Source organism: Thalassospira australica (assembly GCF_000763295.1).
Classification (GTDB): Bacteria; Pseudomonadota; Alphaproteobacteria; order Rhodospirillales; family Thalassospiraceae; genus Thalassospira; species Thalassospira australica.
The window spans coordinates 578,238-595,840 of record NZ_JRJE01000031.1 but is presented as its reverse complement, the minus strand read 5'-3'; the positions used below and the strand labels follow the sequence as shown (position 1 = coordinate 595,840).

Sequence of the window (17,603 nt, the reverse complement as noted above, 5' to 3'; positions counted from 1 at the left end):
TTTGTCCGAATTAAATGATCATTCGTCCGGAAAATCATGGCGCATACCCCTGAACCCGTATCACGTCGTCTTGCCGATCCTGTTGAAGGACAGGTCGGTCAGGCTTTGCAGAACGTTAATCACGACATGGTCAGTGAATTATTGTCGGGCGTGCGATTGCGCGGGCTGGACTACCGGCGCATTGAAATCAGCGCGCCGTTCGGTCTTCGGTTTGGCGAAGGGCAATGCACGACCCGTGCGTGGTTTCATTTTATTGGTCAGGGCACGGTGTATTTACGCACCAAAACCGGGGCAGAATATAAACTTGGTTGCGGGGATGCGGTCCTGATGCCTTGTGCCGGGGTACATCAGCTTTATAGTGCAGAGGGGGTTGCGATCCGTGATGTGGATGCCTTTCAGGCGTCCAGGCTGTGTGAAGTGGCAACCGAAATTCGCGCATGTGATGATGATGTATGCCGTACCGGGGATCGTTTGATTTTCAGTTGTGCGATGGAATTTGATCTGGGTTGGCTGCATCCGCTTGAGCACCTGAAACCCGAAGTGATGCTGATTGAAACGGTGCCTGACCATGATCCACAAATTCCGGCCATCCTTGATGTGATGACCGAAGAACTCAAGGCCCGGCGTTCGGGGTATGGTGTTATTTTAACGCGCCTTGCCGATGTGGTGGCTGCTGCGATCCTGAGAAGGTGGGTGGAAACCGGTGTTGATGTGTGTGGCTGGGTCGAAGCTATCCGTGATCCGAAACTGGGACGGGTTCTTGCTGCCCTGCATGACGATCCGGGGCGTCAGTGGTCGGTGGCGGATATGGCATCTGAAATGGGTGTTTCGCGGTCCGTCTTTGCCGAACGCTTTGCTGCAATGACGCAAAGTACGCCGCAACAATATCTGACCAACCTGCGCATGCGGATTGCCAGCCAATGGATCGGGCGTGACAACCTGACCCTTGATGATGTCGCCGACCGTTTGGGGTATGGTTCCGTTGCGGCGTTCAGCCGCGCATTCAAACGCACAACCGGGCAGTCCCCCGGTGCTGTGCGACGGACCGGTCAGGGCGCACTATAAATAACATCCTGTGCATTTTTTGCAGCTGTTTGCAGGTGGGCCAGAAACGCTTTGCGGTTCTGATCAAGGATGGCAGGTGATGCGCCAAATACCGAGAAGGCCGAAATCATTTTGCCGTGCGTGGTCGTGACCGGAACGGCGATGGCATAAATGTCATTTTCGCGTTCGCCATTATTGGTGGCAAAACCTTGATCGCGGATGGTTTCAAGTTCGGTTTTTAGGGCGGTGATATCGGTAACTGTTCGGTCCGTCATGCCGGTCAGCTCGGCATTTTTGAAATAACGGTCCTGTTCGGCGGTGGTCATATGCGCCAGCCAGAGTTTGCCATGGGCTGTGCAAAAGGCGTCAAGTTTCGACCCAATGCGGATATCAACATAAAGTGGCCGGTCAGGCAGGGCCTTGGCGATGCAGACAGCCATGTCGCGATCAAACCGTGTGGCCATGCAGGCCTCGCCGGTGTCAAGCGCAAGCTGATCAAGGATCGGTTGAAGCAGGGCGGGCAGATTGTCACCCTGTAAAACCCGTTCCCCCAGGTCGGCAAACATATATCCCAGACGAAACACACCACGAGAAGATGTGCGCAACGCCCCGGCATGCACCAGGGTATGCAGGAAACGGTGGGCGGTGATCATGTTGATGCCAAGGGCCTCGGTAGTTTCACTGGCGGTCAGTTCGGATTTTCCAGCTGCAAACAAATCCAGAATTTTAAACGCCTTAAGCACAGAGCCATTGAGCTGACTGGTCATCACATTTCATCCACATCGCTGTTGGCCGGTTGCCCTACTTGACGGCGACCGGATTTCGATAATATACTATATTATAAATAATATTTCAAATATAGAAATATCGAGCGATTAAAGCAAGAGGCGTCTGATGAAAAACGACAAGCGCGATCCCTCGGGGCAAATCACCCTGACTGCCGGTGGGGCTGTTCTGGCCCGGATGAAAGCCATCGGGATTGACTATATCTTTGCCAATTCCGGTACGGATTTTCCGCCAATCATCGAAGGCCTGGCCGAGGCCGCGGCAAAGGATATTGATCTTCCGCACGCGCTGATCATGCCCCATGAAAATGCTGCGATGGGGATGGCGCATGGTTATTACCTTGCGACCGGAAAAACACAGGCGGTTATGGCGCACACCAATGTCGGTCTTGCGAACTGCGCGATTGGCGCGATCAATGCTGCGACCGAACATGTGCCGGTCGTGCTCATGTCCGGCAGGACGCCGGTGATGGAAAAGGGTCGTCTTGGCGCGCGCACTGTCCCCATTGGCTGGGGACAGGAAATGCGCGATCAGGCCGCACTGGTGCGGGAATCCACCAAATGGGAATATGAGCTTAAATTCCCCGAACAGGTGCCCGATGTGGTGGATCGCGCCTATGCGATTGCGTCTTCTGTGCCCAAGGGGCCGACCTATGTCAGCCTGCCACGCGAAGTTCTGTGTGAGCCGTGCCCGGGGGATGAGATTGACGGGCCACTTCGCATGCAGCCGGTACCGGTTGCCCCGCCGCAAGCCAGTGTCGAGGAAGCCGCAGACATCCTTGCCAATGCCAGGAACCCGGTGATCATTGCCCAGCGCGGTACGGGTACGCTTGAGGCCTTTGGCTGCTTTGGCGATCTGGTTGATCAATGGGGCATTCCCGTCGTGCAATATTGGGCCATTCAATTGGCGATTGGCACGGAACATCCGATGTTTGCCGGGATGGACCCGGCCCCGTGGCTGGAAGACGCCGACGCGGTGGTGGTGGTTGATTGCCTGGCCCCCTGGTCGCCCGATATTCATGAGTTGCGCGCGGACTGCAAAGTTATCCAGATCGGCCAGAACCCGCTTTATTCCCGTTTTCCGGGGCGTAATTTTGCCGCCGATATCTCGCTTGTTGGCGAGACGGGGGATGTGATCATGATGCTGGCGGACGCCATGGATCGTCGACATTCCGATCATGCGTCCATGTGCGCAGACCGCCGTGAAAAGGTGGCGGCAACCAATGCCAAAACCCGCAAGAAGGCGTTGGCGATGGCCGATGCCGGTTCGGTTGATCCGATGACCAAGGCTTATGTCTCGCGCTGCCTTTCGAATGCGATTGCGGAACGTTCAGCCACGGTCTTCTCAGAACTTGGCTGTCCGTTGGAGCCATTGTCGCTGTCCGAACACAGCAGCTGGTATCAGGAACCGCATTCAGGCGGGCTGGGTTGGTCTTTCCCGGCATCGATGGGCTATCAACTGGCCGATAAGGACAAGCTGGTTGTCGCGACCATGGGCGATGGATCCTATATGTTTGCCAACCCGACGGCCTGCCATCAGATTGCCGAGGCTTTGGAACTGCCGATCCTGATCCTTGTTTTAAACAACAATGAATGGGGGGCGGTGCGCCAGTCGGTCACGGGTATGTACCCGGACGGCTATGCGGCGAAAACCAATGAAATGCCGCTAACAGCCCTTAAACCCAGTCCGGACTTCACCAAGGTTGCCGAAGCCAGCCGGGCGTGGGTCGCCAAGGCCAAGCGCGCCGAAGATCTTCCGGGGATTTTGCGCGATGCCATCAAGCATATCGACACCAACCGCACGCATGCGCTGGTCGAGGTGACGATTGCGCCTTAAAACGTCGTGGGCTGTGGATTTTTGACAGGGCGTCGGGAAAGCGACGGCCTAAGCCTTGAGAAAATCAGCTAAATTATTTTAGATTGCATGATCGTGGTGGTACGCAGAGGAGTAGTATGAAGTATGCAAGGCTGAGACAGTATGTTCGTTTCTTCCCTGTGAAAACCGTCAAATACGTAGGCATCATCGTGTTTCTCTGGCCGATAATTGGCGGATTTTTGATTTATAACCAATTATTGCCGAATTTGGATTGGTTGAACTTCAGTATTTATTCTGTCTTGCTGGTGATTTTTGCGGCTTCTCCACGTCGTCGGAAAAGTCTGCGCTCCATTGCTTATAAGGCGACCCTTTGGGGATGGAGGCGTCGTCCTCATCCGAAGCTGTACGTGATTGTGATGCATTTTGCGGGTCCACTATTCATGTTTGCGTATTCTGGTTTGTCGCAACATGATGCCCAATTTATTCTTCCGGCATTTGCATTAGTGGCCGTAATCGGCGTTTCCTTTCCCTTGTTATTCTGGCGCCCGCTCATTCTAAGGGTGCTGTTTGGGTTTGATAAACGAACTAAGGTGTTCGGTGTGCTGAAGTAGGGAGAAGTAAGTTCAACTGATCTATTGCAACTATTGCCGCTGATGCGCCTTCTTTACGCATGCCTGCTTTCTCAGCACATTGAAATGCCTGCTTGCATCGCAGGCAAATTCATTATTTCATTAAGCTAATCATTTGAATTGCCCGCCCGGAAGGAGCCAGTATGGATCGTGTTGTCGGAACCTCGGGGCGTATTGCGTTTGCCAGCGCGATGCGCAACCTTCTTGCGGATGTGTATCCCGAGCACGACCATGCCGAGCTGGTCCGTCGGGTGTTCGAGGTTCTGGGCCTGCCGATTGAAGGCGAGGGGCCGGAACCCTGCGAAGAATATTTGCGCAAATGGGATCAGCGCGATGCGTTTCTGATCACTTATGGCGACAGTATCCAGCAGGACGGCAAAAAGGGCCTGCAAAGCCTTGGTGCGTTTCATCGCAAATGGCTCAAAGACTGGCTTACGGGTATACACATCCTGCCGTTCCATCCTTTCACGTCCGATGACGGCTTTTCAGTCAGCGATTTTGACATGTTGCGGGCCGAGCTTGGCGATTGGAGCGATGTTGAGGAGCTGGCAAAGCATGGCACGGTGATGGCCGATTTGGTGGCCAACCATATTTCCGCATCGCACCCCTGGTATCAGCAGTTTCTGGCCGGTGAAAAACCCGGTGTCGATTATATCAAGACCGCAAGTCTTGAAGATGATTTGTCCGATGTGGTGCGTCCGCGCAGTCACGCGTTGCTGAATGACGTGATCACGGAAAACGGCGAACAGCATGTCTGGTGCACGTTCAGTTATGATCAGGTCGATCTGGATTATGGCAATCCGGAAGTGTTTTTCGAGATGCTCAAGGTCGTTCTGAACTACCTCAAGCACGGGGTTCGTGTGGTCAGGCTTGATGCCATCGGCTTTATCTGGAAAGAAGTCGGCACCACCTCGATCAATCTTGAACAGACGCACAAGCTGATCAAGGCGATGCGTCTGGCCTGTAATGCCGTGCATCCTGATGTGTTGTTTATTACCGAGACCAATTTGCCGCTTTTGGAAAACCTGTCTTACTTCGGCAATCAGGATGAAGCACATCTGATTTATAACTTCTCGCTGCCGCCAGTGATCATTCATGCGCTGCTCAGCGGTCGGTCGGACTATATCCGCAAATGCATCATGGCGATGCCACCGGCCCCGGCAGGCTGCACATTCTTTAACTTTACCGCCAGCCACGATGGCATCGGCCTGCGCCCGGCTGAAAACCTGATCCCGGATGATGACATTGACGGGTTGAAGGACCATGCGCTCAAGATGGGCGGGCAGGTCAGTTTCCGTGCGCTTAAGGGCGGTGGGCAGAAGCCTTATGAATTGAATGTCACGCTGTTTAGCATGCTGGCGGAAAACTTTGCCGGCGAGGCCACCATGGGGCTTGAACGGTTTGTCATGAGCCAGGCCATTGCCATGTCGCTGGAAGGCATTCCGGCGGTTTATGTTCAAACCATCCTTGCGACCGAAAACGATCAACATGCCTATGAGGAAACCGGCATTCCGCGCCGCCTGAACCGCAAGGTATGGCAGCTTGAGGATGCGGAGCGCGCCCTGTCAGAAGACGGGCCGGCAAAATCGGCCTTTGGTCAGTTGCGCGCGTTGATGTCGATCCGTCAGGGGCAACCGGCCTTCCACCCCAATGCGACGCAATATACGCTCAACCTTGGTCCGAACCTGTTGGGTGTTTGGCGGCAATCGCATTTGAACGAGCAGAGCATTTTTTGCGTGTTCAATCTGACCGAGACGGTTCAGGAGCTTGATCTGTCCCATATCAATCTGATTATGACCGAAGGCTGGCAGGATCTGATCACCCAGCAGGTGATCGAGGATTATGACGGTATCATGAAGTTGGCCCCGTATCAGATTGTCTGGATATCAAATCTGGATGGCCGTAACCGCACCGAAAGCCGTTTGTTGCAACGCTATCGCGATGCGATGCCGGTTTAAGCCTGTACCCCGGGGGGGGGTGGTTTCCCGATGATATCTGTTGCGCAGGTCTGAATTTCTGCGCTATCGGTCATAAAGAATGCAAAAACAAGAGGCATAAAGCGCAATGGCTTATGCGCAAGAAGTCCGAATTTCAGACTTGCCCAAGGATGCGGACCCGCGTGTTTTGACCTATGTTGACACATGGTGGGATGCGGCACGCGACGGACAGGTTCCCCATCGAAAATTCCTGAGTGGGGATGTTTTGTCGCGCTGGGTTGATGACATAAGCATTTACGAGTATTTGCCTGCAAAGCGCGATTTCGTCATTCGCATTGATGCCCCCAATATTATTGCTGCCAGTGGTGAGAGCTATCAGGGGTGCTCGCCGCGCCAGATCGATCTTGATTTTGGCACCACGGTCCATCCCACGCTGCTTGAGGTGATCGATCAGGGGGAACCCATGTTCCACCGGGTCGGGTACGAACGTTTGGTGTGGGAAGAGTGGTTGCGCCTGATGTTGCCTGTTCAGACGACAGATAAGGAAGGTCGTCCCGTTCAACAGGTATTTGTCAGTCATTTTCTGTATCGCGGGAATTAAATGCGCTTGCTGAGCCCGCTTGTTTCAAACGAGACGAACCCCATCTGAACATAAGGGAAATCTGTTTGGGGGACCCATGCCGGGCGTTTGTGAGCCTGAGCCCGCAGGATTTTCAGGCGTGGGTCTTTTCCGGACGACGATTTATGTGCAGTAAGGGGAACGGATGTCAGATTTTCCTGATTTACAGGTGAAGGAAATTTCAAGGCAAGCACTGGACGAAGATGCCCCGGCTGCTGCGCGCACATTGCTGGCATTTTGGCATGATCATGCACAGTCGGGGATTTTGCCTACGCGCGATGTCTTTTGTCCTGCCAAGCTGACGCCCTGGATCGATGATCTGAGCATTTATGAATACAAACCGGACAAGAATGATTTTCAGATACTGCTGGAAGGTGAAAATATCATCGCCATAACCGGAGAGGATTGGCGTGGCGCCTTCGCACGCGAGATTGATTGCCATTTTTCAACAAGTTTACATGCCGCCATGAGTATGGCGCGCGTAACCTGTGCGCCGCAAATCCATCATCTGCTGGTTTTTCAGAAAGACTGGCAGGAAGCCGTACGTTTGTTGCTGCCGATTTTGTTGCAAAAACCCGGGCGGGAAGATGCGCTGCAGGTTTTTCTGGCGATCTTTCCGTTGCCGCAAACGATCCTGTGAGTGGTGAACTGATCGTTCTGCCCCCTGACAAAAGGTGCTGCCCGCGGCGAGAACTATCAGAGGGGTCTTGCCGCGCCAGATCGATCTTGATTATGCTACCCCGATCTATCCCACGTTACTTGAAGTGATTGATCGGGAGATGCCCATGTTTCACCGGGGTGGCGACGCAGTTTGGTGTAGGAAAAGTGGTTGCGCCTGATGTTGCCTGTTCAGACGACAGATAAGGAAGGTCGTCCAGTCCAACAGATATTTGTCAGTCATTTTCTGTATCGTGGAAAAATTTTGTCGATTTGACCGACAAAGCTTGTTTCTGGAGCTAGTATTCCCAAGTGGATCATGGGAAGAATTTGGGAAATTCATCACCAGTGTTTGATGCGTCCAATATTGAAGCCTGTTTGCCGGCGCATACAATCTAACAGGGGGTATCAGTTTGAGCCCTTTGCCGTCCAAGAAAAAGAAATTACGCAAGACGCGATGGACGAATTGGTGCCCGCGAAAGCCCAAGAGCTGCTTGCATTTTGGAACAAGCATGCATCAAAACGACGCCTGCCGACACGCGATGAGTTTCGCCCGGAGAAACTAAGGGCATGGTTCGAAAACATCGCGATCTTTGAATATATCCCGGAAAAGGATGATTTTCAGGTTCTTCTGGAAGGCGAAAATATCGCGGTCCTGACCGGAGAAGACTGGCGCGGTGGGTTGGCCCGCGAGGTCGACAGTCAATTTTCATCGACCCTGCACGCTTCAATGACCGTTGTCCGAATGACAGGCGAGCCAACGATCCATCACTTGCAGGTTTATAAGAACGATTGGCAAAACGCGTGGCAAAACGCGATACGTATGCTCTTGCCAGTATTGCTTCAGAAGCCGGGCAAGGAAGACGTGCTGCAGGTCTTCCTTGCCATTTTTCCAATTGACGATTAGCCGCGCCCGTTCAGACGTCTACTCCTTGCCGATGTCCATGTCGTTTAGATCATCTTCGACAGCGGATGAAAGATGCTCAAAGATGTCGCCCATGGCACTTTCAACACGCTGCCAGCTTGGAATGAACGGGCTTTCCAGCGGATTTTCCAGATAATGTTGTCCGGCGCTGATGATCACTTCAGACAGTACCTCAACGCAGTTTTCTTCTTCGTCGCGGTTGATTTTAAGGCCGTTAAACAAGGCATCGGCACGGTACTGTTCAATCAGATCAAGAGCGACGCGATAATAGGTTGCTTTGAGTGTGCGGAAGGTTTCCGGGGTAAAGACCGTGCCCTGGGTTGCCAGTTTGCGGAACAGGGATTTGGCGATGTCGCTTGCCATGCGTGACAGGCCGTCATCTTTTTGGGCGGGATCAAATTCGCGGTGCTTGTGATCATAGATATCGGCGATATCGACCTGGGCCAGACGATGAACTGTGTGGTTGCGATACATTTCCGAGAGCATGGAAACTTCAAGCCCCCAGTCCGATGCGACGCGCAGGCCATAGGCCACATCGGTTCTGATCGCAATTTCACCTGACAGGGAATAACGGAATGAATCCAGATAGTTCAGGAAATCAGTCTTGCCGACAACCTGTTTAAGCGCCCGTATCAAGGGGGTGACAAACAGGCGACAAACGCGGCCTTTAAGGGTGCCATTGGCAACGCGCGCATAATAGCCCTTGGCGAAGGCAAAGTTGAAGGCCGGGTTGGCAATCGGATACATCAGCTTTGCCGGCAGGTCCGGCGTATAGGTTGCGATATCACAATCATGAATGCCGATCACCGAACTGCGCCCGGATGCCAATGTATAACCAAGGCAGTACCATACATTGCGGCCCTTTCCGGGTTCATAGCGGGCAAGATTGTTTTCCGCCAGTCGGTCATGCACGTTGCGCAGGCGCGGCCCATCATTCCACAGGATGCGCACATGTTGCGGCAGGTCCTTGAAAAACTCGCGCGCATGCAGGTATTGCTGCGCATCTGCCCGATCCAGCCCGACAACAATCTGATCAATATAGGTTGCCTGTTTGAGGCCTTCGACAATGGTTGTCATGGCCGGGGTTTCCAGTTCGGAATACAGGCACGGCAGGATCAGGGTTTGGCGGCGTTGACGCGCAAAGGCGCTTAGTTCGTAGGCGAGTTCTTCCGGGTTGCGGTCAAGAATGCGATGAAGGGTTGTAATCGGACCACCCTGATGGAAATCAGCCATGAAGTACCTCGCTGTTTTTATTGGTATTGATTATTTTGTCCAGAATGTCGTTGACCGCTTCGTTCCAGCCAGCAGGCCCCGGTTTGGGGGCGATGTGCAGGTTGGGATGATCGAGCAGTGGTAATGTCCGTTTGCCGCGCTTTGTCGGAATTTGAACGGCGTAGTCTGCCTCGGCCAGCATGGGGATGTCGTTTGGTGAATCCCCCAGTGCAATGGTTACAAAACGTTTCGCGGCTGCATCGGGGGTGTCCTGACGCCAGGTGACAGACAGGCGCTCGATCATGCGCTGCATGGCGTGTCCCTTGTTGGATAGGCCACAAAGCGTATGAAAGCGGCCGCCCTTGATCAGGTTAAGCGAAAACCGTTCGGCGATATCGCGTGCAATCGCGACGTCCTTGTCGGTCGGTTTCCAGATCAGCGGGTCCGAACAATGGCGCTGTCCAGCGCGCATGGCATCTTCAAGTGGCAAGCCTGTCTGGGCGGATATGATATCGGGTGTGACAGTCCTGAAGCTTTGGACGGGGATGTTTATCGCCGTTTGAATTTCTTGACGCGCGCGATCAATGGTTTCGGGCGACGGGCCAAAATGTTCGACATCGTTTCGAAGTGCGACAACGCTGCCATTTTCCCCAATCAGCCCGTCAAACAGATCGGCTGTCTGATTGAGATATTCAAGTTCGGCCAGCGTTTTGGAGGACACAGCAATAAGTGGAATGGATAGTTGTTTCAAACGATCCAGAGCCGGGCGCGCATCCGTCCAGCTATAGGTGTCATGATCAAGCAAGGTGCCGTCAAGATCGGTAAAAATTGCGATGGCGCGGCTTTGAGGCATCATCCCGTTCTGTCGCGGTTTTAAACGTTTTCAGGCCGCTTGTTTAGGCCCGAAGAAATAGCTTAGCACAGCAATCACGGATGATCGACAGTTCACGGGATGAATTTTTCATCACATTGAAAAGGTGATGAAATTCCAAGCGATTTTACCCGGTCCCATACACAAGGTTTTGACTTTTGGGGTATTTCCATCAAGCATGACAGTGGCCGTCTCGTCATGACGTGCCGAAAATTGCTGTTCATTGGCAGATGAAGTTGCCAGCCTTACATCGGCGTTGGAGACAAGCTGTTCATGGCAAAAGTGCGGAGCGTTCAGATTGTACGACCTTTTACCTCCGGACTGGCTTATGCCTGCGTACTGGCCATTGGCGTGTTCCTTGGGTTTGCGCTGTCCGTGCAGGCTGCTCCAAACCCGTTAAAAGCATCTGGTGGCGGCAAAGAGGTGCTGTTTGCTGTTGCAGAGTGGCCACCTTTGGTCACGGAAGACGTGGATAATTTCGGCAGATGGTCCGAAAGGGTTACCGAGATTTTTGCGCGCATGGGGTATGAGGCGCGGTTTGATTTTTTGTCCTGGCCACGCGCAATGGAGCTAACCCGCAGGGGCGAATATATTGCCACGTTCCCGTGGCTCAAGACCGAAGAAAGGGCCGAGGAATTTCACATTCCGCGCTACGCGATGGCGCGCGCCCTACATAAAGGGTTTTATAAGAAATCCCGGTTTCCGGATGGCCTTGATATCAATGGTTTTGACGATGTTGCCAAGCTGGGTTTGCATGCGGTCGGCATTGCCAGTTACTGGCATAAAGAAGAGTTCAATAAACACAACATCAATGGTGCGATCGTTGCAAACTCCGGCTCGGCCTGGCGATTTCTTGATGCCGGTCGGGCAGATATTTTGTTCGAAGAGGAAGAGGTTGGCTGGTTTGACCTGACCAACGTTTTGGGCGCAGAGGCGGCCGAAACCTATGCGACCACGGATGCCGTGCCCTCAAGCAGCATGTTCATATTGTTTTCACGCAATCACCCGGACGGCGAAATCCTGAAGGCCGCGTTTGATGACCTGATGGGGTCTGATCCTGGAAGGGAAATGTGTCAGGAATGGCTGACCTGTGATCGGGACCAACTGGCCCCGGAAAAGATTGAAGGCGATGTTTTGGATATGATTTCGGAAGGTGTGAACTGACCATCGTCGGCTATCAGGTAAAACCAGATCATCTCGCAACTATAACCAATCATCAATACATGTTCGATTTGTCCAATCATTATCCCGGTTTGTCCATTCTGTACTGGCGGTAACAGGCGTATTGTTTCCGCAATGGAACGCTTCTTGTTCCAATTCAAAAACAGAATCAAAAACCTTGATCTTGTGAGGAAACTATCATGCATGTCCCTGTCGTCATTATCGGTTCGGGCCCGGCGGGGCTGTTGCTGTCGCATCTTTTGCATGTGCAGGGGATCGATTCCGTTATCCTGGAACGCAAAAGCCGTGATTATGTCGAAGGCCGTGTGCGTGCAGGCGTTCTGGAAATGGGAACCGTCGGCCTTATGAAGCGTGTGGGGGTTGATGCCCGCATGAACAAGGAAGGCATCATTCATGGCGGTTTCTATATCAGCGTCAATGGCAAGCGCACCCATGTAAATATGGAAGAACTCACCGGCGGGTCGACGGTGATGATTTATGGCCAGACCGAGGTGACCAAAGACCTGATCCAGGCCCGCCTGGACCACGGTGGCGAGATCGTTTTCGAGGCCGAAGACGTCAGCCTGCATGACATCGAAGGTGACAAACCCCGCGTTCGATATGTCAAAGACGGCAACCCGGTTGAACTAAGCTGCGATTACATTGCTGCCTGTGATGGTTTCCATGGTGTCGGGCGCAAATCGCTTCCCGGTATTCAGGAATTTGAAAAAGTCTATCCGTTTGGCTGGCTGGGTGTTTTGGCCCATGCAAAGCCGGTGGCCGACGAGCTGATCTATGCCAAGCACGATCGCGGTTTTGCCCTGTGTTCGATGCGTTCAGACACAGTCGTGCGCCATTACGTTCAGGTGCCAAGTTCTGAAAAGATCGAAGATTGGTCTGATGATCGTTTCTGGGATGAATTGCGCACCCGCCTTGGCGAAGAAGATGCCGAACTTGTCAATGAAGGCGAAGTGTTTGAGAAAAGCATCGCCCCGCTGCGCAGCTTTGTTGCCGAACCGATGCAGCATGGCCGTCTGTTCCTTGCCGGTGATGCCGCCCATATTGTGCCGCCGACCGGGGCGAAGGGGCTTAACCTTGCGGCAAGTGACGTTCACTACCTGTCCGAAGCCCTGATTGCGAAATACAAATCCAACCGAGAAGAACTTCTGGCAAGCTATTCCGATACCGCACTTGCGCGCGTCTGGAAGGCAGAGCGGTTCTCTTGGTGGATGACATCCATGCTGCATACCTTTGGCGACCAGAATGAATTTGATGGCCGCATTCGAAATGCAGAACTGCAATATATCCTGTCTTCCAAGGCAGGTTTGACGAGCCTGTCGGAAAATTACGTCGGTTTGCCTTACTGATCGACGTATCGGGGATACCCACCCCCGAAGGAGAATTCCCGCTCTCCCTATCCGCCCAGAATTTCCGACAGGTTTTGAAACGGCCCGCAGCCCACGCGGGCCGTTTCTGTTTGTGCGTCCCGGGACTGTTTGCAGGTTATCTTCGGGGTCGCTTGGGGCGATGCCCAGAAATCATCACAATTGATCAGGGAACTTGTGGTGCCTGTGCACGTTGTCTGTGTGTTGCTGTTTTCAAATCAAAAGGAGAAAACCATGGCGACCAAGACCGAGACGACTGCTGATACTGCAAAATTGCAGGCCGACGTTGACGCACTTCGTGGCGACCTGGCGGAAGTGACCAAGACACTCAAGACAATGGGTGGCCAGACCGCTGAAAGCAAAACGCAGGCGGCGGCAGAACGCATTCGTGAAGTGTCCGGTCAGGCGCGTGAACAGATTGATCATGCGCGCGGCGTAGCCGTGGGACAGGTTCGCGAAAATCCATTGGCATCTGTTGCCGTGACCTTCGGTGTCGGCCTTCTTGTTGGCCGTCTGCTGCAGAAATGATCGAGCAACTGACAGATATCCTCGCTGATCAGGCAAAGGTCGCCGCACGCAAGTGTGCGGCCTTTGCCGCGATCGGTGTTGTGATGCTGATCGGTGCCGGTTTTCTGTTGGCGGCGATTTATATAGCAATTGCCGCGTCCTTTGGCGCAATTGCCGCTGCACTGGCGCTTGGCGGTACGCTTGTGACGCTGTCGCTGGTCGCACTTGCCATCATGCTGCAGCGTGACCCCGGTGAGGGAATTGATCAATCTGAGGCGCAGAGAAAAACGGCGCAAAACAGCAAGTCGGAAGACGACATGCTGTTTGACCTTCTGGTGCATTCAGCCATGACCGGCTATGCCACCGGGCAGGGCAACAAACCGCGCATGCAGGCGGGGTTTGACCAGATGATTGATGACCTCGGCGTATTGGGTGTGTTTGATCCGCCAGGAACGGGACCACAAGATGACGAACGGTCCGATACGCAAAACACGGATACAAAAATGGCGGGATAGCATCAGCATCCCGCCATTTGTTATTTCAGGTCGATGAGTGTTTATTCGCCGCGGAAATGCACCGTACCGATATAGGGCAGGTTACGGTTGTTCTGGGCGTAATCGATGCCATAGCCAACCACAAATTCGTCGGGAATGTCAAAGCCGCAGAAATCAATCGGAATTTCGACTTCGCGTCGGGACGGTTTGTTCAGAAGCGTGCAGATTTCCAAACGGTTCGGGTCGCGGGTCTTAAGCAACCGGACCACTTCCGACAGCGTATAGCCGGTGTCGATGATATCTTCGACCAGAACCACGTCCTTGCCGCGGATTTGACCATCAAGGTCTTTGACGATGCGCACATTGCGCGAGCTTTCCGTGGAATCGCCATAGCTTGACGCAACCATGAAATCGACTTCGACCGGGACGGTCAGTTTGCGTGCCAGATCGGCAATAAACACAAATGAGCCGCGCAGCAGGCCGACAACGATCAGCTTTTCAGTGTCTTTGAAGCTTTCATTGATCTCGGCGGCGAGTGCGTCGATCTTGGTGGCAATTTCGTCCGCCGTAATCAGCGGCTTGACATCATAATCGGCCATAAATTCTGGTCCTGAAGCGTTATGGTGTGATGCGTCGCTTGCTAGCACAAGCCGATCACGATGACCAGCCTGTGAATGGTAACTGAAGTATAATCCCGTAGAACGGAAAACCAAATATCGCACATTTGGCGAATAAATGCCCCGTCACCGCACGTTATGGTGATGGCATTTTGCCGATATAAGGACCCGTCATTTGGGGTGAAAGTCGATTTGTATCTTTGAAATTCTATGCGGCTTTGAAGATAACCGGTGCGTCGCCCTTGTGCCATTGATCATATTTCTTCATGGCGTGTTCAAAGAGATCGGATGCAAGGAAATCGGCAAGCCAGCGCTGCACATGGACAAAGGGCATGGCGTCAAATGCCTCTTTGTCGGTATTGGCAAATTGGCGCACAAACGGGGCGATGGCAAAATCAGCCAGTGCCGGGCGCGACCCAAACAGATATTTGCCAACGGCAAGCCGCCCATCAAGACGGTTGAGAATTTTTTCCGCATCCCGGCGATGTTCGGCCGGATCGACGTCTTCATAGCGGGTGTGATATTTATAGCGGTCGAGATGATGCTTGAAGGGCCCGTCGTTCTGCGCAATCAGGGCCAGCATGTCATCAAGTGTGCCGCTTTCTGGACTCAGCCATTCAAGCGGATCATTTTCCGCAAGCGCCCACACCATGATTTCAAGGCTTTCATCAATCACAGTGCCATCTGGCAGGACCAGAACCGGCACAGTTGCCTTAGGAGATGCGTCGATCATGCTTTGCGGTTTGTCGCGCAAGACGACCTCACGCAGTTCCACATCCAGGTTTGCCGCCAATAGCGCCATGCGCGCGCGCATCGCATAGGGGCAGCGGCGGAAACTATAAAGGATTGGTTGTGATTGCGCCGTGCAGTCGTCTTTGGTGTCCGCCGACGACTGGTCGTTTTGGGCGGTGACGGGCGTTTTGATATCGGTCTTAAGCTCAATCTCGGACATAAATTTGGATTAAACCGTGCATGAGCCGAATGCAATAGACATTCTGGCGCGCGCAGATACGAAAAACCCACCATTTGGCGATTTTTTTGGTCCAATGGGCTTGATTTCAAGGGCCGGTTTATGGAAGGACAGTGCACCAGATTTCGCAAGGGGACAGGAAAGAGGGCAGACGCAAAAGCGTGCATGCGATATCCTGTGATCCTGAAGATAACAGCCGTTGGAAAGAACAAGGGGCCAGTCCTATGACACCGTCAGAGATCGCACGCGTCGAAGATTACCTGCGTCGCACATTCGAGAACCCGAAAATTGCCGTTGATGTGCCCAAGAAAAAGGGCCATCCGATCGAAATGCGTGTTGGCGATGAATTCGTCGGTGTTGTCCACCGTGACGAAGATGAAGGCGAAGTCAGCTATTCGCTGAACCTTGTGATCCTTGAAGAGGATCTGCCGCCGGCAAAATAACCGCCGACCGCAACAGATCAAAAGCGCTGTGGCCCTAGGCTGCAGCGCTTTTTTTGTGCCTGAATGACCCCATCGTCGCAAATCTTCTCAACTCAGGAGGAAGTTTGCGGGGCGGCGTTCAGTTCGTTTGACAGCAATATGAACGCGGACCTACCGTTTTGATTGCACTGCGACACCTAACTATCGCGCGGTGATTTCAGTTCGGGCAGGGTCACGCTAGAAGAACTCGAAAACCCGGACATAAACAACAATCCTGAACTTCATATCAGGGAAGAGGAAACAGAATATGAGCAGTCCATCAAACCGTGGCGTTGTATTCAAAGGTCCGGGAGAAGTCGCAATCGAAAGCATTGCGTTTCCAGAACTCGCACTTGGCAATCGCAAATGCGATCATGGTGTGATCCTGAAAGTTATCACCACAAACATCTGCGGCAGCGATCAGCACATGGTCCGTGGCCGCACCACAGCCCCCGCAGGGCTTGTTCTTGGTCATGAAATTACCGGTGTCATTGTTGAAGCCGGTCGTGATGTTGAATTTCTGAACGTTGGTGACGTTTGCTCAGTACCGTTCAATATCGCGTGTGGCCGATGCCGCAATTGCAAATCCGGTTTGACCGGCATTTGCCTGAATGTAAACCCGGCGCGTCCGGGGGCTGCCTATGGCTATGTCGATATGGGTGGCTGGGTCGGCGGCCAGGCCGAATATGTCATGGTGCCTTATGCGGATTTCAACCTGTTGAAATTCCCTGACAAGGATCAGGCGATGGAGAAAATCCAGGACCTGACATTGCTGTCCGACATCTTCCCGACCGGGTTCCATGGCTGTGTCACCGCCGGTGTCGGTCCGGGGTCAACGGTTTATATCGCCGGTGCCGGTCCTGTTGGTCTGGCGGCCGCCGCATCGGCGCACCTTTTGGGTGCGGCCTGTGTGACTGTCGGGGATATGATTGATGACCGTCTTGCACAGGCACGAAGCTTTGGCTGTGAAACCATCGATCTTAAAAAAGATATGCCGATGGAAGACCAGCTTGAAGCCATTCTCAATGATCGCGAGGTTGATTGCTTCGTCGATTGCGTTGGCTTTGAAGCCCATGGCTGTGGCTGCAATCATAGCCACGAAGCCCCGGCAACGGTTCTGAATTCTGCCATGCAGGTCACCCGTGCGGGCGGTTCCATTGGCATTCCCGGCCTTTATGTGACCGAAGACCCCGGTGCGGTCGATGATGCGGCCAAAGTCGGGGCGCTGAGCATGCGGTTTGGTCTGGGCTGGGCGAAATCCCATTCGCTTCATACCGGTCAGTGCCCGGTGATGAAATATCATCGCAACCTGATGCAGGCGATCCTGTTTGAAAAGATCGACATCGCCAAGGCAGTCAATGTTCAGATGATCAATCTCGATCAGGCCCCACAGGGCTATGCCGATTTTGATGGCGGGGCGGCGAAGAAATTCGTCATTGACCCGCACGGATCTGTTGCCGCCTGATCCATCTGCCGCAAACGACAGATAAGTTGCATCGAACACCCCGGCATC

18 protein-coding genes are annotated in these 17,603 nt (G+C 53.4%); 13 read left to right on the top strand and 5 right to left on the bottom strand.

Annotated elements, in window-relative coordinates; genetic code table 11:
* Positions 1 to 36: 36 nt before the first annotated feature.
* Complete coding sequence (locus tag JF44_RS0115955; RefSeq protein WP_081944471.1) at positions 37 to 1,065, top strand: AraC family transcriptional regulator; 1,029 nt, start codon at positions 37 to 39, stop codon at positions 1,063 to 1,065.
* Here the strand turns inward: JF44_RS0115955 and JF44_RS0115950 are convergent.
* Entirely contained in the window at positions 1,050 to 1,811 is a 762-nt protein-coding gene (locus JF44_RS0115950) for an IclR family transcriptional regulator (RefSeq protein WP_033069910.1), read from the bottom strand. The genes JF44_RS0115955 and JF44_RS0115950 overlap by 16 nt on opposite strands.
* A 127-nt stretch (positions 1,812 to 1,938) precedes the next feature.
* Here JF44_RS0115950 and JF44_RS0115945 point away from each other — a divergent pair, with 127 nt between their 5' ends.
* The 6 genes from JF44_RS0115945 to JF44_RS0115920 all read left to right on the top strand — a co-directional run bounded on the left by JF44_RS0115945 (position 1,939) and on the right by JF44_RS0115920 (position 8,394).
* Complete coding sequence (locus JF44_RS0115945; RefSeq protein ID WP_033069909.1) at positions 1,939 to 3,666, top strand: thiamine pyrophosphate-requiring protein; 1,728 nt, start codon at positions 1,939 to 1,941, stop codon at positions 3,664 to 3,666.
* Between the two features lie 116 nt (positions 3,667 to 3,782).
* The gene (locus JF44_RS0115940; protein WP_033069908.1) at positions 3,783 to 4,256 is read left to right on the top strand and encodes a hypothetical protein; all 474 of its coding nucleotides are present in this window, start codon (positions 3,783 to 3,785) and stop codon (positions 4,254 to 4,256) included.
* 161 nt (positions 4,257 to 4,417) lie between these two features.
* Positions 4,418 to 6,232 (top strand): alpha-amylase family glycosyl hydrolase, encoded by a 1,815-nt coding sequence (locus tag JF44_RS0115935; RefSeq protein ID WP_033069907.1) that lies wholly within the window; start codon positions 4,418 to 4,420, stop codon positions 6,230 to 6,232.
* Between the two features lie 106 nt (positions 6,233 to 6,338).
* On the top strand, positions 6,339 to 6,812 hold the full coding sequence (locus JF44_RS0115930; RefSeq protein ID WP_033069906.1) for a hypothetical protein: 474 nt from the start codon (positions 6,339 to 6,341) through the stop codon (positions 6,810 to 6,812).
* A 163-nt stretch (positions 6,813 to 6,975) separates the two neighbouring features.
* A complete protein-coding gene (locus JF44_RS0115925; protein WP_033069905.1) occupies positions 6,976 to 7,470 on the top strand; it encodes a PAS domain-containing protein in 495 nt (164 codons plus the stop codon).
* A gap of 486 nt (positions 7,471 to 7,956) precedes the next feature.
* The gene (locus JF44_RS0115920) at positions 7,957 to 8,394 is read left to right on the top strand and encodes a PAS domain-containing protein (RefSeq protein ID WP_162181416.1); all 438 of its coding nucleotides are present in this window, start codon (positions 7,957 to 7,959) and stop codon (positions 8,392 to 8,394) included.
* Positions 8,395 to 8,412: 18 nt separating this feature from the next.
* On the opposite strand, the gene JF44_RS0115915 is transcribed toward JF44_RS0115920, so the two are convergent.
* Together JF44_RS0115915 and JF44_RS0115910 are read right to left on the bottom strand one after the other, a co-directional pair.
* Complete coding sequence (locus tag JF44_RS0115915) at positions 8,413 to 9,645, bottom strand: glycosyltransferase family protein (RefSeq protein WP_033069903.1); 1,233 nt, start codon at positions 9,643 to 9,645, stop codon at positions 8,413 to 8,415.
* On the bottom strand, positions 9,638 to 10,480 hold the full coding sequence (locus tag JF44_RS0115910; RefSeq protein WP_238318474.1) for an HAD-IIB family hydrolase: 843 nt from the start codon (positions 10,478 to 10,480) through the stop codon (positions 9,638 to 9,640). Before JF44_RS0115910 ends, JF44_RS0115915 begins: the two co-directional genes overlap by 8 nt.
* A 288-nt stretch (positions 10,481 to 10,768) precedes the next feature.
* Between JF44_RS0115910 and JF44_RS0115905 the strand changes: the two genes are divergently transcribed.
* From JF44_RS0115905 to JF44_RS0115890, 4 genes are all read left to right on the top strand, one after another.
* Positions 10,769 to 11,659: a type 2 periplasmic-binding domain-containing protein gene (locus tag JF44_RS0115905; protein WP_033069902.1), complete on the top strand. Its 891-nt coding sequence runs from the start codon at positions 10,769 to 10,771 to the stop codon at positions 11,657 to 11,659.
* A 197-nt stretch (positions 11,660 to 11,856) separates the two neighbouring features.
* Positions 11,857 to 13,023, top strand: coding sequence for a 4-hydroxybenzoate 3-monooxygenase (gene pobA / locus JF44_RS0115900; protein WP_033069901.1), 1,167 nt, complete (start codon positions 11,857 to 11,859; stop codon positions 13,021 to 13,023).
* A gap of 252 nt (positions 13,024 to 13,275) precedes the next feature.
* On the top strand, positions 13,276 to 13,569 hold the full coding sequence (locus tag JF44_RS0115895) for an ElaB/YgaM/YqjD family protein (protein WP_033070025.1): 294 nt from the start codon (positions 13,276 to 13,278) through the stop codon (positions 13,567 to 13,569).
* Positions 13,566 to 14,063, top strand: coding sequence for a hypothetical protein (locus JF44_RS0115890; RefSeq protein ID WP_033069900.1), 498 nt, complete (start codon positions 13,566 to 13,568; stop codon positions 14,061 to 14,063). The genes JF44_RS0115895 and JF44_RS0115890 overlap by 4 nt, the downstream gene beginning before the upstream one ends.
* Before the next feature lie 41 nt (positions 14,064 to 14,104).
* Here the strand turns inward: JF44_RS0115890 and hpt are convergent, their stop codons facing one another.
* Both hpt and JF44_RS0115880 read right to left on the bottom strand, forming a co-directional pair.
* Positions 14,105 to 14,641 carry a hypoxanthine phosphoribosyltransferase gene (gene hpt / locus JF44_RS0115885; RefSeq protein ID WP_033069899.1) on the bottom strand — a complete coding sequence of 179 codons (537 nt, stop codon included), beginning with the start codon at positions 14,639 to 14,641 and terminating at the stop codon, positions 14,105 to 14,107.
* Between the two features lie 226 nt (positions 14,642 to 14,867).
* Positions 14,868 to 15,611, bottom strand: a complete 744-nt coding sequence (locus JF44_RS0115880) for a glutathione S-transferase (RefSeq protein WP_081944469.1) — start codon at positions 15,609 to 15,611, stop codon at positions 14,868 to 14,870.
* 242 nt (positions 15,612 to 15,853) lie between these two features.
* Between JF44_RS0115880 and JF44_RS0115875 the strand changes: the two genes are divergently transcribed.
* Together JF44_RS0115875 and fdhA are read left to right on the top strand one after the other, a co-directional pair.
* On the top strand, positions 15,854 to 16,072 hold the full coding sequence (locus tag JF44_RS0115875; RefSeq protein WP_033069898.1) for a DUF3126 family protein: 219 nt from the start codon (positions 15,854 to 15,856) through the stop codon (positions 16,070 to 16,072).
* 286 nt (positions 16,073 to 16,358) lie between these two features.
* Complete coding sequence (gene fdhA / locus JF44_RS0115870) at positions 16,359 to 17,555, top strand: formaldehyde dehydrogenase, glutathione-independent (RefSeq protein ID WP_033069897.1); 1,197 nt, start codon at positions 16,359 to 16,361, stop codon at positions 17,553 to 17,555.
* Positions 17,556 to 17,603: the final 48 nt, after the last annotated feature.

Coding starts and splice junctions, on each gene's coding strand:
- JF44_RS0115955 (WP_081944471.1), top strand. CDS start 37: ATGGCGCATACCCCTGAACCCGTATCACGTCGTCTTGCCGATCCTGTT.
- JF44_RS0115950 (WP_033069910.1), bottom strand. CDS start 1,811: ATGACCAGTCAGCTCAATGGCTCTGTGCTTAAGGCGTTTAAAATTCTG.
- JF44_RS0115945 (WP_033069909.1), top strand. CDS start 1,939: ATGAAAAACGACAAGCGCGATCCCTCGGGGCAAATCACCCTGACTGCC.
- JF44_RS0115940 (WP_033069908.1), top strand. CDS start 3,783: ATGAAGTATGCAAGGCTGAGACAGTATGTTCGTTTCTTCCCTGTGAAA.
- JF44_RS0115935 (WP_033069907.1), top strand. CDS start 4,418: ATGGATCGTGTTGTCGGAACCTCGGGGCGTATTGCGTTTGCCAGCGCG.
- JF44_RS0115930 (WP_033069906.1), top strand. CDS start 6,339: ATGGCTTATGCGCAAGAAGTCCGAATTTCAGACTTGCCCAAGGATGCG.
- JF44_RS0115925 (WP_033069905.1), top strand. CDS start 6,976: ATGTCAGATTTTCCTGATTTACAGGTGAAGGAAATTTCAAGGCAAGCA.
- JF44_RS0115915 (WP_033069903.1), bottom strand. CDS start 9,645: ATGGCTGATTTCCATCAGGGTGGTCCGATTACAACCCTTCATCGCATT.
- JF44_RS0115910 (WP_238318474.1), bottom strand. CDS start 10,480: ATGATGCCTCAAAGCCGCGCCATCGCAATTTTTACCGATCTTGACGGC.
- JF44_RS0115905 (WP_033069902.1), top strand. CDS start 10,769: ATGGCAAAAGTGCGGAGCGTTCAGATTGTACGACCTTTTACCTCCGGA.
- pobA (WP_033069901.1), top strand. CDS start 11,857: ATGCATGTCCCTGTCGTCATTATCGGTTCGGGCCCGGCGGGGCTGTTG.
- JF44_RS0115895 (WP_033070025.1), top strand. CDS start 13,276: ATGGCGACCAAGACCGAGACGACTGCTGATACTGCAAAATTGCAGGCC.
- JF44_RS0115890 (WP_033069900.1), top strand. CDS start 13,566: ATGATCGAGCAACTGACAGATATCCTCGCTGATCAGGCAAAGGTCGCC.
- hpt (WP_033069899.1), bottom strand. CDS start 14,641: ATGGCCGATTATGATGTCAAGCCGCTGATTACGGCGGACGAAATTGCC.
- JF44_RS0115880 (WP_081944469.1), bottom strand. CDS start 15,611: ATGTCCGAGATTGAGCTTAAGACCGATATCAAAACGCCCGTCACCGCC.
- JF44_RS0115875 (WP_033069898.1), top strand. CDS start 15,854: ATGACACCGTCAGAGATCGCACGCGTCGAAGATTACCTGCGTCGCACA.
- fdhA (WP_033069897.1), top strand. CDS start 16,359: ATGAGCAGTCCATCAAACCGTGGCGTTGTATTCAAAGGTCCGGGAGAA.